Source organism: Pseudoalteromonas sp. B62 (assembly GCF_037162565.1).
Taxonomy (GTDB): Bacteria; Pseudomonadota; Gammaproteobacteria; order Enterobacterales; family Alteromonadaceae; genus Pseudoalteromonas; species Pseudoalteromonas fuliginea.
The window spans coordinates 811819-825934 of sequence record NZ_JARLVB010000001.1 but is presented as its reverse complement, the minus strand read 5'-3'; the positions used below and the strand labels follow the sequence as shown (position 1 = coordinate 825934).

The 14116-nt window shown below is 39.4% G+C and carries 13 protein-coding genes and 2 pseudogenes; 6 read left to right on the top strand and 9 right to left on the bottom strand.

Going from position 1 to position 14116, the window contains the following annotated elements; genetic code table 11:
* Positions 1–36: 36 nt before the first annotated feature.
* The 3 genes and pseudogenes from P4S71_RS03550 to P4S71_RS03540 all read right to left on the bottom strand — a co-directional run bounded on the left by P4S71_RS03550 (position 37) and on the right by P4S71_RS03540 (position 2293).
* Positions 37–903 carry a bile acid:sodium symporter family protein gene (locus tag P4S71_RS03550; protein WP_007376699.1) on the bottom strand — a complete coding sequence of 289 codons (867 nt, stop codon included), beginning with the start codon at positions 901–903 and terminating at the stop codon, positions 37–39.
* 304 nt (positions 904–1207) lie between these two features.
* Positions 1208–1786, bottom strand: a pseudogene (locus tag P4S71_RS03545) (uracil-DNA glycosylase family protein).
* A gap of 150 nt (positions 1787–1936) precedes the next feature.
* Positions 1937–2293, bottom strand: a complete 357-nt coding sequence (locus P4S71_RS03540) for a VOC family protein (RefSeq protein ID WP_337150100.1) — start codon at positions 2291–2293, stop codon at positions 1937–1939.
* Between the two features lie 346 nt (positions 2294–2639).
* Between P4S71_RS03540 and P4S71_RS03535 the strand changes: the two genes are divergently transcribed.
* From P4S71_RS03535 to P4S71_RS03525, 3 genes are read left to right on the top strand one after another with little or no spacing between them, the layout of a single operon-like run.
* Entirely contained in the window at positions 2640–2996 is a 357-nt protein-coding gene (locus P4S71_RS03535; protein ID WP_337150099.1) for a hypothetical protein, read from the top strand.
* A complete protein-coding gene (locus P4S71_RS03530; protein WP_337150098.1) occupies positions 2993–4594 on the top strand; it encodes a PepSY-associated TM helix domain-containing protein in 1602 nt (533 codons plus the stop codon). The genes P4S71_RS03535 and P4S71_RS03530 overlap by 4 nt, the downstream gene beginning before the upstream one ends.
* Complete coding sequence (locus tag P4S71_RS03525) at positions 4591–4926, top strand: DUF3325 domain-containing protein (RefSeq protein ID WP_007376694.1); 336 nt, start codon at positions 4591–4593, stop codon at positions 4924–4926. Before P4S71_RS03530 ends, P4S71_RS03525 begins: the two co-directional genes overlap by 4 nt.
* 208 nt (positions 4927–5134) lie before the next feature.
* Here the strand turns inward: P4S71_RS03525 and P4S71_RS03520 are convergent, their stop codons facing one another.
* Positions 5135–5656, bottom strand: coding sequence for a lipocalin family protein (locus tag P4S71_RS03520; RefSeq protein WP_007376693.1), 522 nt, complete (start codon positions 5654–5656; stop codon positions 5135–5137).
* Between the two features lie 130 nt (positions 5657–5786).
* On the opposite strand from P4S71_RS03520, the gene P4S71_RS03515 reads away from it, so the two are divergent.
* The 3 genes from P4S71_RS03515 to P4S71_RS03505 are packed head-to-tail and all read left to right on the top strand — an operon-like array spanning position 5787 to position 7213.
* Positions 5787–6242 carry a YaiI/YqxD family protein gene (locus P4S71_RS03515; RefSeq protein ID WP_002959175.1) on the top strand — a complete coding sequence of 152 codons (456 nt, stop codon included), beginning with the start codon at positions 5787–5789 and terminating at the stop codon, positions 6240–6242.
* Between the two features lies 1 nt (position 6243).
* Positions 6244–6801 (top strand): DUF6942 family protein, encoded by a 558-nt coding sequence (locus tag P4S71_RS03510; RefSeq protein ID WP_337150097.1) that lies wholly within the window; start codon positions 6244–6246, stop codon positions 6799–6801.
* Positions 6802–6820: 19 nt separating this feature from the next.
* Positions 6821–7213 carry an ACT domain-containing protein gene (locus tag P4S71_RS03505; protein ID WP_337150096.1) on the top strand — a complete coding sequence of 131 codons (393 nt, stop codon included), beginning with the start codon at positions 6821–6823 and terminating at the stop codon, positions 7211–7213.
* Between the two features lie 96 nt (positions 7214–7309).
* On the opposite strand, the gene P4S71_RS03500 is transcribed toward P4S71_RS03505, so the two are convergent.
* The 5 genes and pseudogenes from P4S71_RS03500 to P4S71_RS03480 all read right to left on the bottom strand — a co-directional run bounded on the left by P4S71_RS03500 (position 7310) and on the right by P4S71_RS03480 (position 13838).
* Complete coding sequence (locus P4S71_RS03500) at positions 7310–7774, bottom strand: hypothetical protein (protein WP_033028639.1); 465 nt, start codon at positions 7772–7774, stop codon at positions 7310–7312.
* Between the two features lie 167 nt (positions 7775–7941).
* A complete protein-coding gene (locus P4S71_RS03495) occupies positions 7942–8601 on the bottom strand; it encodes a class I SAM-dependent methyltransferase (RefSeq protein ID WP_337150095.1) in 660 nt (219 codons plus the stop codon).
* Positions 8602–8629: 28 nt separating this feature from the next.
* Positions 8630–12280 carry an AAA family ATPase gene (locus P4S71_RS03490; RefSeq protein ID WP_337150094.1) on the bottom strand — a complete coding sequence of 1217 codons (3651 nt, stop codon included), beginning with the start codon at positions 12278–12280 and terminating at the stop codon, positions 8630–8632.
* Positions 12277–13522 (bottom strand): annotated as a pseudogene (locus tag P4S71_RS03485) (exonuclease SbcCD subunit D C-terminal domain-containing protein). Before P4S71_RS03485 ends, P4S71_RS03490 begins: the two are co-directional and overlap by 4 nt.
* Positions 13523–13601: 79 nt before the next feature.
* The gene (locus P4S71_RS03480; protein WP_007376681.1) at positions 13602–13838 is read right to left on the bottom strand and encodes a hypothetical protein; all 237 of its coding nucleotides are present in this window, start codon (positions 13836–13838) and stop codon (positions 13602–13604) included.
* Positions 13839–14116 lie beyond the last annotated feature (278 nt).

The following is a 14116-nucleotide window of genomic DNA, read 5'->3' as shown; positions in this document are numbered from 1 at the left end:
ACACAAGCAATAATAAGCCCTGCTTTTTAGCTATAACTACATGGTGCGTTTATTTTTAAGCTTTAATCCGCCAATTAACAGCAGTGGCCCTATAAACATTGCCAGGCCATAAATACCGCCAGTAACTGCGTATTCTGGTTTATTTAAAAAACTAATCGCAATTAAAATAGCCAGTGATGCATTTTGAATCCCAACCTCAATAGAAAGAGTTAGTGAATCGGTTAAATTTAATTTTGAACACATAGCAATTAACCAACCTACAATCATCGAGCCTACATTCAGTGCTATACATGCCCAAAATACATCGTTAAATGAGCTAACTAATAAAGCGCGCTCTTTTATTACCAATGCGGCAATCATAATGAGCATAAAAAACAATGAGAAGCGTCTAAAAAACGGTTCTGTTTTAATAGCAAAATCATTTTTAAAATGGCGTAACCAAATACCTACAGCAACAGGCACTAAGGTAATAAAAAATAACCCAAGTGATGTCGTCAAAATAGAAAAACTAGCGTTATCTGCTGGCGCAAACTGGCTCATAGCAAAGCCGATAATAAACGGTGTGGTTATTATACTAATAGCGGTGGAAGCGGCTGTTAAGCTTACCGAAAGTGCTAAGTTAGCTTTAGCGAGCTGGCTTACTACATTTGACATGGTGCCGCCGGGACAAGCGGCTAATATCATTAAACCAATGGCTATAGGTGTTGATAAGTTAAGTAAATAGCATAGGCCTAATGCCAATAAAGGCATTGCTACAAGTTGGCCAATTAAACCCATAACGATGGCGAGTGGGCTTTTAAATAACCGGGTAAAGTCGTTTGTAGTGAGCCCAAGTCCCATGCCAAACATAATAAGTGCAAGGGCGAGCGGAAGTATTACTTCAGTTAATATAGATGCATTCAAATTAGGTAACCTCGTTTGTTATTGTTTTTAATTAGAGTGTTAATTTTTAAGTTAACTGTATACCAATTCGCTTAATTAAGTGATCTATTTTGAGGATGGAAAAACGTGTTGATAGCTAGGCAAAAAATTCGTTATTTAGTTGTTCTCGGCAATTGCTCCTGCATTGCTCTACCTTCTGCATCCATGCAGTCGTAAATGAGAATTTTTTAACACAGGTAGCGACACGTTTAGCCCCGCAAAATGATTAAGTATTATTGCGGATTGGTATAACGCCCCTTTACAATAAATCCTAATGCTAGAAGTGTTACTTATTTAAAATAGTCGCAATGCGTTTATCAAGCTCTGGTAATACATCTTGTTCAAACCATGGATTTTTTTAAGCCATATATTATTGCGCGGACTGGGATGAGGAAGCACTAAATAGTTTGGCCAATACTCACGCCACGATTTTACTAACTCCGTGAGTGGCATTTTTTAGTGTCCGGTAAGTGATATGCCTGTGCGTATTTACCAAGCACTATTGTCAGCTCAATATTTGGTAGGGCAGTCAATAATTGCTCGCGCCATGTAGGTGCGCATTCTTTTCGAGGTGGTAAATCACCCGACTTCCCCTACCAGGATAACAAAAGCCCATAGGTAAAATGGCTATATTATTGGCATCGTAAAATTCATCTCTTGTTAGCCCAAGCCATTCTCGTAGGCGATTACCGCTTGCATCGTTAAATGGCACGCCTGTTTCATGAACTTTTATTCCAGGTGCTTGGCCTGCAATTAAAATGCGTGCGTTTTGGTTAAATTGTATAACAGGGCGAGCCCCTAAAGGTAAATGAGGTTCACAGATCACGCATTTACTAACTTGCTCTATCAATTGGTGACTATTCATGTTTATTTGGCCTTAAATGCTTAATTTTCATCCTAAATGGCCATTTAGAACAAATGAGTTGGTAAAATATCGGTTTATTTTAATTAAAACGGACGTTAGTTGGTAAAATCGTGATCTTTAACTACTTCCGGGCTACAGGCCTTATAAAATCTATTGTTTGTCTGCCCATACAGCAAACTCATTGCCGCTGGGCTCTGCAAAGTGAAACCGACAACCACCCGGAAATTCAAAAATGGGCTTTAATATTGTGCCGCCATGCAGCTCTATTTTTTTATAGGTATCGTGGATATCATTACTATAAAAAACTAAGAGTGCAGCCCCGTTTTGAGTTAACGATTTAAGCGGTGCGTTAAAAAATCCACCATCGAGCCCTTGGCCGTTAAACGCCGTATATTCGGGGCCGTAGTCTGTAAATTGCCAATTAAATACATTGCTAAAAAAGGTTTTAGTAGCAGGTAAATCATAAGCAGGGAACTCGACATAATTTAGTTTTTCGTGATCGCTCATCGTTATTAAAGCTCTTATTAAAGTGTAATAAACAACCTTAAACCTTAGTTAGTTGCTAATCAAATATACTGATGTTATTTGAGATCACTATTTTACTAAGTAGCCTGAATTATTGGATAATAAATCTATCTCAAGCAGTTACTTCCAACGCTAACTGCGTTGAGTTTAAATATCATTATGGTTCAATATGTTAAAAAATTACTTTATCAGAGAGCAGGTGAGTAATAAATTTTTTGGTTGGACAAACTTAAATATCACGAATGATAATAACTATCTTTTGTATTTGTAGGCTATATAATAATGCTTTATTTTTTCACCCGCTGTATTTATAAGAGATTAATTCATTATGCAGGCACACCATCTGAGTGCGCAGCCCACTAAACTACGCGTTATTGAGTTGTTATCGCAATTTTTTAAACTATCACCTATTTTTAGCTATCGTTTTTCAGTGTTTTTACGCTTTTTAATTGCCATTGTTGGCGGCTATTCTTTTACGGCTGCGAGCACTGCTTTGCTGAGTTTTTTATTACCGCTGACCAAATCAGATGCGGTACTGCTGTGTGTATCATTAAGCATTCTAATTTATGCATTAGTTTTTATTTATGCGTTTTATATTAAATCATTAAAAACAGTTTGGATCAGTATTTTACTAACGACTAGTGCGCAAATTTGTTTATTAGCTGTATTGAAGGGTTGGCTATGAAAGACAGTTTTTTCCGCTCAATGACCTGGCTACATACGTGGGTAGGGTTACTCGTTTGTTGGTTATTATATTTAATATTTTTTGCTGGCACTCTTAGCTTTTTTAGAGACGAAATAACCTTATGGAATCAACCAGCCATACATAATGTGCAAGCTCAAACACAGCGTATAGAAGCGCAAAAGCAACAAATAATTACCGGATTTGATTACTTAGCTAACCATGGAGCTAACTCATCAAGCTGGCGTATTACATTACCTGAGCCGCGTATTCCTTATTTAATTTATGGTTATGCAAAGCCAAAAGAACCAGGCCAGCGCCGCAGTAAGTTTGAAAACACGCAGCTTAACCCTAATACCATGCAAGAGCTTGAGCCCTTTGTAGATACTAAAGGTGGTAACTTTTTTTATCGGTTGCACTATGATTTACATTACATGGATGCAATAACAGCACGCTGGATTGTATGCTTTGCTAGCTTTTTTATGCTGATTGCCATTATATCGGGCGTGGTTATTCATAAGCGTATTTTTAAAGATATGTTTAGCTTTAGGCGTAACAAAGGTAGCCGTACGTGGTTAGATACCCATAACTTAAGCTCTGTGCTTGCCCTGCCTTTTCATTTAATGATTACCTACACTGGCATGATTACGCTCATATTTATGTTGTTTCCCTACCCTGTAAAAGTAACTTACGATAACGGCATGCGTGGTTTTTTTAACGATGTAACCCCTCGCAACACCATGACCGATAAAGCCAAAGGCGAATTGCCAATGGTGCCAATACAACGTATTTTGGATCAGGTTTATACTAAGTGGCCTCATGCAGATATTACTCGCGTACAAGTTAACCAACCAAATATGGCAGCTTCAACAATTACCGTATTGGTAAGCGCAGGTAAAACACTACGTGACCAAGCACCACGCTTAATATTTAGTGGTGCTACAGGGCAAATGGTCGCTAAAACTGATGACGAGCTAACTAGCAGCAAAGCGCTTTACGAATCGCTTAATTCTATGCATACAGGGCGTTTAGCTACGTGGTTGTTGCGCTGGTTATACGTATTAGGCGGTATTGCAGGCTGTGTAATGATTGGCTCTGGCTGTATTATGTGGGCTAAGCGAATTCGCGAGCGAACTAAAAATAACGTTAAGCCTTCGTTTGGTTTAAAACTAGTTGAAGGGTTAAACCTAGCCACTATTATGGGACTTCCACTGGCAACGTGTGCATTTTTTATTGCTAACAGACTACTTAGCCCAACTACCGCAGAGCGCGCCGATAAAGAAATACTCGCGTTCTTTTTAACATGGCTAGCGGTTGCTCTTTTAGCACTTATAAAGCGCGACACACTGCAATGGCGAGTTATGGCAGCTATAAATGCTGTTGCATGTTTAAGCGTACCGGTTATTAATGCACTTACAACTAACGGTAATATAGTTAGCTATTTGATGCACAAACAGTGGGCTTTATTTACTTTTGATGCACTGTTTTTGTTATTTAGTATATTGTTTTTTATACAAACCGAAAAATTACGTACTGCTAAAAGCAACTCAAAAACAATCAGCCCTAGTCAATCTAATAACCTTAAAAGGCAAAAACCATGATTGATTTACTCGGTTTTAGCCTATGCCTGCTCAGTTTTAACTGTTTTGCGCTGGCTAAGTATAATCATTTTAAAGACGTATTTAAAAAACGCCCTACAGAATCCCAACGTAAAAAGCTGTTATTAGCTGCTTGGATCAGTATTTTACTAAGCTTAGTGCTTTGTTTAGTTACTCAAGATGGATATGGTGCATTACTATTTTGCGGATTTATGAGCCTAAGTGTCTTAATTATAATGGTTTTTTATAATTTTTTAGTAGACTACGTAAAGTGGTTTAGTGTTTTAAATAGCGTGTTAGTTGTACTAAGTGGGTTGTTTTTAGCATTAAACTAGCCTTAGTTAGTAAAAACGTGATCCGTTACTTTCCCATATATTAGGCAAAAAAATGGCAAGCTATATAGCTTGCCAACAATAGGGGATATTCAGTGTTTCCAATACTTGCTGTCTCACGGCAAGTACACACAATATAACCATAATATATTTAAGTTACTTTACTGTTAGATGACTCTTTTATGACTACTGTAAAGGGGCTTTACATTGTTTATTGCTCAACCCAAATTATTTCATCGGTAGCAAAGCCCAACTCTTTAGCTTTAGTTAAAAAGTGTTCTTTAAGCTCTTTGCTAACCGTTGGTGTACGCGACAAAAACCACAAGTAATCTTTGTTGTAACTGGTTATAAATGCATATTGATAATCGGGTTGGTCAAGTTCAAAAATCACGTAAGCGCCATAAAATGGACCAAAAAACGAGACTTTAAAATGCCCTGTGTCTGTGCCCTCTACAAACTTGGCTAAGCCTTCGGCGTCATCCCATTTTTTATCATCCGTTAAATACCCTTTGTTAAGGACCTTTACTGTGCCGTCGTCGTTAATTGAATAAGTCGCGGTAACTTGCTCCATACCTTCTTCGAATGAGTGATTAAGACGCGCTATTTCAAACCACTTGCCTTTATATTTTTGTATATCAAAGTTTTTAACGGGTGTTATTCCCTCCGGAGGGCTGGTGCAGGCACTAAGAAAAAATAACCCTGTAATAAGTAAACCGTATTTAATAGCCTTCATGTAAGCTCCTTTTTTAATTACATAAATCGTACGTATTATCTAAATATAGATGGATATAAAGTTTGCTAGCCGATTAAAAAAATTTGCTATAGGATCATATTAATTCTAAAGCAATAAAAATGACCATAGCATGAAAATTTGGGTAGATGCAGACGCGTGTCCTGTTGTTATAAAAGAAATACTTTTTAGAGCTGCAGAGCGTATGAAAATCGAGACTATTTTAGTGGCCAATCACGCAATGCGTATTCCGCCGTCAAAATACATAAGCCGCGTTCAAGTATCGTCGGGATTTGATGTAGCCGACGACGAAATAGTAAAACGTGTTGAAAAAGGTGATTTAGTTATTACAGGCGATATTCCGCTAGCAAGTGAAGTAATTGATAACGGCGGGCAAGCGCTCAATCCACGTGGCGAGCTTTATACCACCGAGAATATCCGCTCAATACTTAACGTGCGCGACTTTATGGATACCATGCGCTCAAGTGGCGTAGAAATGAGTGGTGGGCCGCCGCCACTTAGCCAAACCGATCGCCAAAACTTTGCAAATAACCTCGACCGTATTTTAGCGCAAAACAAGGCTAACTAGTTTGAACACACAATTAGTTGGCTTAGGTGATACGCAATTTAGCGTGGCGGTATACGTAGAAAAAGCGCCGCCAATGCCGTTTTTTGAAACACTCGAATGCCTAGAACCGGTTATAAATGAGCAAATAAATACCATAAACCAGCACTGTGGTAATGGTTGGCGCAAAGTGTTTAACGTGTATGCAAAAGTGCTATTTTCCCTGCCAAGCGAGCATTACTCATTTGCCAAACAAGCCCCTACTTGGCAACAATATCGCGATGAGTATTTACTGCAAAAAAACAGTAAAACCGCCCTGCTATTTAGCGCGCCTGACACAACTATTACTTGCCCAGATAAAGCTACTAGCAATAAAAACCAGCTACATATAATTGCTGGGCGTACGCACGCTAAAAACTTATTACAACAAGGTAAGTTGCATGCACAATTTGATTGGCTTGACGACGAGTTTGCAATAGACACAACTAACAACATTATTGTGTGCCCATATTTTGATTACAGGCAGCTAAGTAATATAAAAATTGCGAGATTAAGCGAGCTAGTCGCGCAGCTAAAAAAATAACACATTGTAAGGAACGACCATGGCCGGAATTTTAGAGTTAAACGAATTATTAAAATCAATGCAGCCAGCGCTTAAGCAAGGCGAATATATTTTTTGTTGCTTAGCAGGAAAATTGGCTGATTATATTCATTTAGAGCCACTTGCTACTTATGTTGAAAAAGAAGGGCTAACCCTTATTTTAAAAGCTGAAACTGCCGATAAAGCAGGCATTACTTACGAGGGTAAATATAATTTAATTACCCTTAACGTACATTCAAGCTTAGAGGCCGTTGGGCTAACAGCTGCGGTATCTGCAAAGCTAACTGAGCATGGCATTAGCGCTAATGTAGTAGCTGCGTTTTATCACGACCATATTTTTGTACAAACAGATAAAGCACAAGCCGCAATGAAAGCACTTGAAGAGATTGGTTAGGGTTGCTGACACAGTAATGATCTGAGTAACGTGGATATTAGTGCGTCGGGTGGCGCTTCGCTTAACCGACCTACAACAATACAAAAGCTGATATTGCTATAGAGCAACATCAGCTTTTTTGTACACATTTGGACTATTTTCGCAGTATTGTTTATCTACTGGCTCAAGCTTAATTTTTTTACCGGCATTTACTACTACGCATTGAGTGTTTTGATCGAGTTTTTGTTTTTGAATTACGGTAAATTCACCTTCGCTGGTAGCGTATAGATTATACTGATATGCATCGTTGCCGCCTTCAAACAATGCGGTAAATAACCCTCCAACTAACCCGCCGATTATTGCCCCACCTATCATTTCTTCTGTATTGCCATCTAAGCTATCTACAAACCCAAAACCAGCTCCTGCGGCTATGCCTGTACCCACTTCTGATGAGAGTGTGACACGTTGCATAGATTCTACCGAGGCGTAATAGCGTTTAATTATTTGATTTTGACCGTTACGGTCAACACCTTGTGATGCGCAACCCGAGAGGAGTAAAACAGCAATTAACGATTTTTTCATGTTGATTCTCTATTTGCTTATGTTGATATAGAAATAGTAAATCTTAAAACATAAAAAATATGTATGTGCTTTGTATGCAGCTGTGAGAAGTTGTAAATGTATGTATAAAATAAAACACCGAGTAAGCATACTCGGTGTTTATGTGGCTATATTACTTAAATTTAAAACTATTTTATTACATATCCGCTAAAACCTAGGGCTTTAAAATACAGCTTCGGAATGCCAAATTTGCACTCGTTTAGCAGTTCGCTAAAGCGCATTCTATCAAGCGGGTAAAACTCATTTTCTAAGTCATGCCCTGTTTGTGTTTTACCTGTTTCGGTTAAACCCAATTGCGCGCACGTTGTAAGCTGGGCTTCGCGCTCAAATGAAGTTTCAGGGCGCATTAAATCTGCAATATAAAGGTTTGCGTCTTTTTTAAGGCTTCCTTTAATTGCTTTTAATAACTCTTTTTTATCGCCGTTATCTTCTAAAAAATGCATTACTAATAAACATAAAACGGCATCGGCTTTAACCGATAATTTATTAACAGGTCCGGTGTGAATATTGACGCGGCTTGCTATGCCTTGCTCATCAAATTGCTGCTGTGCGATAGCGAGCATATCGGCTGATGTATCTTGCGCAGTAAATTGCCATGTAGGGTTTAGTGCAGCCAGTGCAAGTACTTCTTTGCCTGTGCCTGCCCCTATTACTAAAATATGCGCATTGTCGCTTAGCGTTGCTTGTAGTTGCGCATTAGTGAGCTGATGTAATAATTCATAACCAGGAACTAAACGGGTTATGCGGCTATCGTATTGTGTTGCTTGCTCGCCTGTAAACGTTGGCATTGTATCTCCTTGTTTTCAGTAATGTTGCTTATAAAACTTCAACTGTGGAATATCCACCTGGCTTTTTGGCTACATGCACTTGAGTGGCTACACGCTCGCTCATTTGTGTTACGTGCGATATAACGCCTACTTTTCTGCCTTGTGCTTGCAAAGAATCCAAAGCGTCCATTGCAATGCTTAGGGTTTCGCTGTCTAACGTACCAAACCCTTCGTCAATAAACAAAGAATTGATTTGTACTTTGTTAGATGAAAGCGATGCTAAACCAAGTGCAAGCGCTAGCGATACTAAAAATGACTCACCGCCCGAGAGCGTATTAACAGAGCGTTGCTCATCGGCCATGTCGCGGTCAATAATCGCAATATCAAGCGTTTGCGCTATGGCGGTTAATTCGTAACGTTTGTTGAGTGTTTTTAAATGGCTGTTGGCATAGTGCAGTAATATTTTTAACGTTTGTGTTTGCGCTAAGTTACGCATGGTTTTACCCGTTGCATCGCCCAATACTTTATTAAGCAAGTGCCACTGCTCTACCTGTGTTTTAAGCGTAGTTAACTCAACTTGCTTACCTTCAAGCGCCTTTGCGTTTTGGTTGTGTTGCTCAATAGCGGTATTAGTTGCTAGTAATGAATTTTGCAGCTGCATTTGTTGCTCGTGTAAGCTGCTTAATTGCGTACTTAAAGCCTCTGCACTTTGCGTTGGTTTATCGCTACTGTTGTGTTTTTCAAGCGTAAGTTGCTGCTGTTTTAATGCGGCGTTTGCATCTGTTAACGCTTGAGTTAACTGCTCGTGCTGATTTAAATGCGCTTTAATAGTATCGCTACTTAGCGTTAGTAAAATTTTGACCTGTTCGTGCGTTGCATTGCTATATTGCGCTTTAAAGTCAGTAAACCACTGGTTATAACGTGCCTCAAGTGTTGCTAGTTCTTGGCTGTTTTCAAGTAAGCGTTGCTCAACATTTTTAAGCGTTATAGCGTGCTCATCTCGTTGTTTTATAGCGTCGTCATAGGCTTTTTGGCTCGCTTGAACCTGCGATTGTTTTTGCTCTTGCTCACTTGTGAGTTTTGCTTGGTAGTCGTCTGCGCTTATTTGCTCATTATTAAATAAAGCTGAGCGCTCACTTTGTACCGCGTTTAATAGCGCTTTAGCTTTTACAAACTCTTCATTAAGTACTTTTAACGATTGCTCGCTTTTGCTTACAAGCGGGGTAAGCTGCTTTATTTGCTCATTAGCTGTGTGTTGGCATTTTTGGCTTTGCTCAAGTTGCGTTTGAGTGTGCTGGTACTGCGTAACCTGCTCGTGCAGCTCGCTAAGTTCAAGTGTATTGGCTTGAAGTTGTTGCCAAAAATCACTGTTTTCAAATTGGCTATTGAGCGTTGCACCCAGCTCGTTAATTTGCGCACTTAGTTCGCTATGCTTACTCGTTATTTGGTTTTGCTGATGTGTAAGCTCAAGGTGTTTATTACTCAGTTGCTGCTGTACTTGCTGCTCTGCTTTAAGTGCTGCTTGTAGCTCATTTACTTTAGTTTGCAGTGTACGTTGACGTTTTTGTTGCTCAAAGTATTGCGCTTTTTGCTGCGTTAATTGCTTATAAGTTACTTCAAGCTGTTCAGGCGTTAAGTCGTTAAGCTCTGTGCGTGCGCCTTGCATGGTATTTTTAATGTCGAGCTGTTTGGCTTTTGCTGTTTGTATTATTTGCTCAAGTTGTCCGTGTTCAGCAGTTAATACGGCATGTTGAGTTTGATGCTTATGCAGCTCGCTTTGTGCATGGTCAAATTGCTTTTTAGCTATATTAAAAGCATTTTCAAAATCAGTAATTAAGTTATTTAATTGCTGATTTTGATTTACCGCATACGGGTGCTCAGTTGCACCGCACACTAAACAAGGCTCATTAGGGCGAAGCTCAGTGCGTAAATGTTCTACGTTTTCGCTGGCTCTTAAGCGCGCTTGGTTAAGTGCGTACTCGCTACCTTTAAGCGCTTGCTCGCTGGTTATTAAATGCTGATTAAGTAAAGTATGGGCTTGCTGGCTTTCATTTAACTGCTGATTAAGTACGTGTTGGCGTTGAGTGCTTTGTTTTAGTTCTGCGTTAAATTGCCCGTAACGCTCGCGCTGCTCTTTTAAGTAATCAATACTTTTTAACTGCGCGTCGCAGTGCTCTGCATTAAATTCATTAAGCTGAGTATTTAATGCCTGTAAAGTTGATTGCTCACCACTAAGTGCCACCTCGCACTGCTGCACTTTATTATTTTGCGCATTTAAAAGATCGTTCTGACCTGCAAGCTCGCTATTAAGAGTTTGGCTTTGCGCAGCGTTTGCGGTTAATTGCTGCTGTGCATTTAAGTAGGTATTGAAGCTTTGCTGATAGTAGATCCAGTCTTTTGCTAAAACATGCAGCTGTGCATGCTCATTAAGCCATTGCTGGCCTTTAGTTGAGTCGGTATTAGCAAGTTCAAGTTCGTTATTGCTTTGTTTAAGCTGCTGTGTGAACTCATCTAATTGAGATTGCTCTTTGGTTATTTGCGACTCTGTGCCTTTTACAGCTTGAGTTTGCAAAGCAATGCTGCTGTCGAGCTCTCTCGCTTTAGCTATAATAGGCGCTGCATTTTGTTTTTGCTCATTGGCGTTATTAAGTAGCTCGGTATGCTTAGCAAGCGCGGTATTACGCTCGTTAATTACCGCTAAATGATCAACACTTTTAAGTGATGTTATTTGCTGAACCAACGCCGTATTTTGATCGGTTAACAAATTAAAACGGCTGCGGTTATCTTTTATTTCAAGCGCTTGTTTAGCTTGTTTTGCCTGCTCGCTTTGCTCAACGATACTTTCAAGCGCTGAGCTTGCTTGTTGCTGGGTTTGCTGTGCTTGCAGTAAGTTTTGCTCAAGCACTGTAGCTTGCTGATACCAGTTAAGTGCTTTTTCGGTTTTGGATAGCTCTTTTTTAGTGTGTTCTGTTTGCACTTTTAAATCGGTTAACTTGGTTTGTTGTTGCCCAAGTTCATCGCGCGTTAACAAAGTATAGCTTTGAAGGCCTGCTTTAAGCGCTTCAAGCTTTGCTACTTGCTCTTTATGGCGCTCAAAAATACGCACGCCAATACGGCTAAATTTATCGGTGCCTGTTAAACACTCTAAAAGCTGCGCTCGCTCATCGCCAGTGGCTTTTAAAAATGCAGCAAACTCATGTTGTGCTAAAAGTACGGCACGGGAGAACTGCTCAAAGTTAAGCCCTATTTTGCTCTCAACTTCTTTTATTGTGTGGCTTTTGTCAGCTATTAAAGTTTCGTCTGGCAGGGTAACTAATGTGTGCTCTGCTACTTTAAGTTTACCTGTTACTTTTTTATGGGTTCGTGAAATTGTATAGCGTGCACGATAAAGCTGTTTATCTTGTCCTAAAAAGTCGACCTCGGCGTAGCCTTCCCATGTACCTCTGCGTAGCAAGTTTCGCGCATCATTGAGTTTAATGCTGTCGCCGTTAAACTCAATTAAGTTACCTTTATCACCGCGCAGCCTCGCTGTTTTTGTATAAAGGGCTAAACAAATGGCATCTAAAAAGGTACTTTTACCAGCGCCAGTATCGCCTGTGATGGCAAATAGACCAGCGTCTTTTAATGGGGCTTTAGTAAAATCTATTTCAGCGTCAACTATTGAGGCTAAATTATGAATACGAACTGCGGTTATTTTCATAGTTGTTCTTGCTCCGTTAGCTCGTTTATCACGTCACTTAAAAGTGCTTTTAGCTCATCGGGTACGCTTTGCCCTGCCATGTCTTTATCGTTTGCGAATGCTTGCTCTAATAAATTTAGTGGGTTGAGCATTTCAACTTCGCTTAAATCTTCAAATACGGTGTTGTCGTCATTTTGCGCTGATTGCTCACGTACACGTTCAATACCACAAAATTTAATATGCTTGCCTTCAAGTGCTTGTTCTATTTGTTCTCTGAAGGTGGTGTCGGTATCGCTTGATTTAAGCTTTACACGTAAATAAGGCGCTATTATATTTTGTGCGGTGTCGAGCGCTTTAATTTGCTCGCATAGTTCGCTTAATGGTACACACTCCTTTTTGGTAAAATAATCACATCGGCAGAGCGCGGAATGTAAAGGGGTTTACAGTTGTACTAATATGTTGTTTTTCATCAATAATAAACTCAACAACATTTACTTGGTGCGTGTAGTTACGTTCTGAAAACGACATAGGGATAGGTGTGCCGCTGTATCGAATAACATCACTTTTAGCGACTTGTTGCGCTTTGTGTAAGTGCCCAAGAGCGACGTAGTTGGCTTGTTTACCAAATACATTAGCAGAAATAGACTCTTCACCACCTATTACTAAGTTACGCTCAGAATCACTTGAGATATCCCCGCCTTTTGCGTGTAAATGCCCCATAACTATTAATGGTGAGTTTTGCTCGTTTATATTAGTAGCTTGTTCTAGTGCAAGCTCGTAAGCTTTTGAAACGCCTTGAGCATAACTAGAGCCGCTTTCAGTTTGGCTAAGCAAACTTACATCGCTTGCACGTAAAAATGGCATAGCGACGATTACAGCGCGTTTACCATTAGTATTTATGGGAATAACAGTTTCATCGGGTGTTGCGACATCAAAGCGCCCTACTACGTGAGTATCAAACTGTGCTAGTAATGGCTGAGCTGCCAAAATACGATTTGCAGAGTCGTGGTTACCCGCAATAATTACTACGTGTAATTGTGGGCATGCCTTTTTGGCGTCTTTAATAAATTGGTAAAGCTGATTTTCGGCGCTAGCGCTTGGAGTCGCGGTATGATAAATATCGCCAGCAACTAAAAGTAAGTCTATTTGTTGTTCAACAAGAGTGGCTAATAACCATGTAAAAAAGGCTTGGTGTTCAACACGGCGGTCGTGTTCATAAAATTGTTGGCCAAGGTGCCAATCTGAGGTGTGGAGGACTTTCATGTCGCGCTCTTAAAAAACCAGTAAGAGCGCCAATATACCCAAGGTAATTAAAGATGCAAGCCTAAGGACCATTTTAAGGTTAGGTTAAACTATACCAGCCTACAAAAATAATCGGTAATGCTAGCAATGCCATAATTAGTGGGTACTTTAGTGTTTTAGTTTGCTTAGTTTGTAGCACTTTTAAAGCATTAACTTCGTTACATGCTGCTACTTTATCAATGTAAAAATAACCAGAATCGAGATACTGTTTACAGTTGTTCTCATTTGCCGGGATAGCAATTAGTTCTTGTTGTTTTTTTAGGATATAAAAATCCATGAGTCCACCGCATTTATTGCTACTAATCTATATTTATTTGAGGATAAATGTGACGAATTTATTTGCCTCAAATAAAAGGGTGGGCGATTTTAAATACAAACAGCATTAAAGATCAATAAAAATATTAACTATTTTTAATTTATCGTATAAATAGCCAATATTATTGAGATTGCAGCAATATTTACGCCAATAATAATGTGTTTCTTATTACTTTTTTGTATGGATGGGAACCTTTTTAGCGCATCTTGTTTATCGCATGCACATATCACATTTACAAA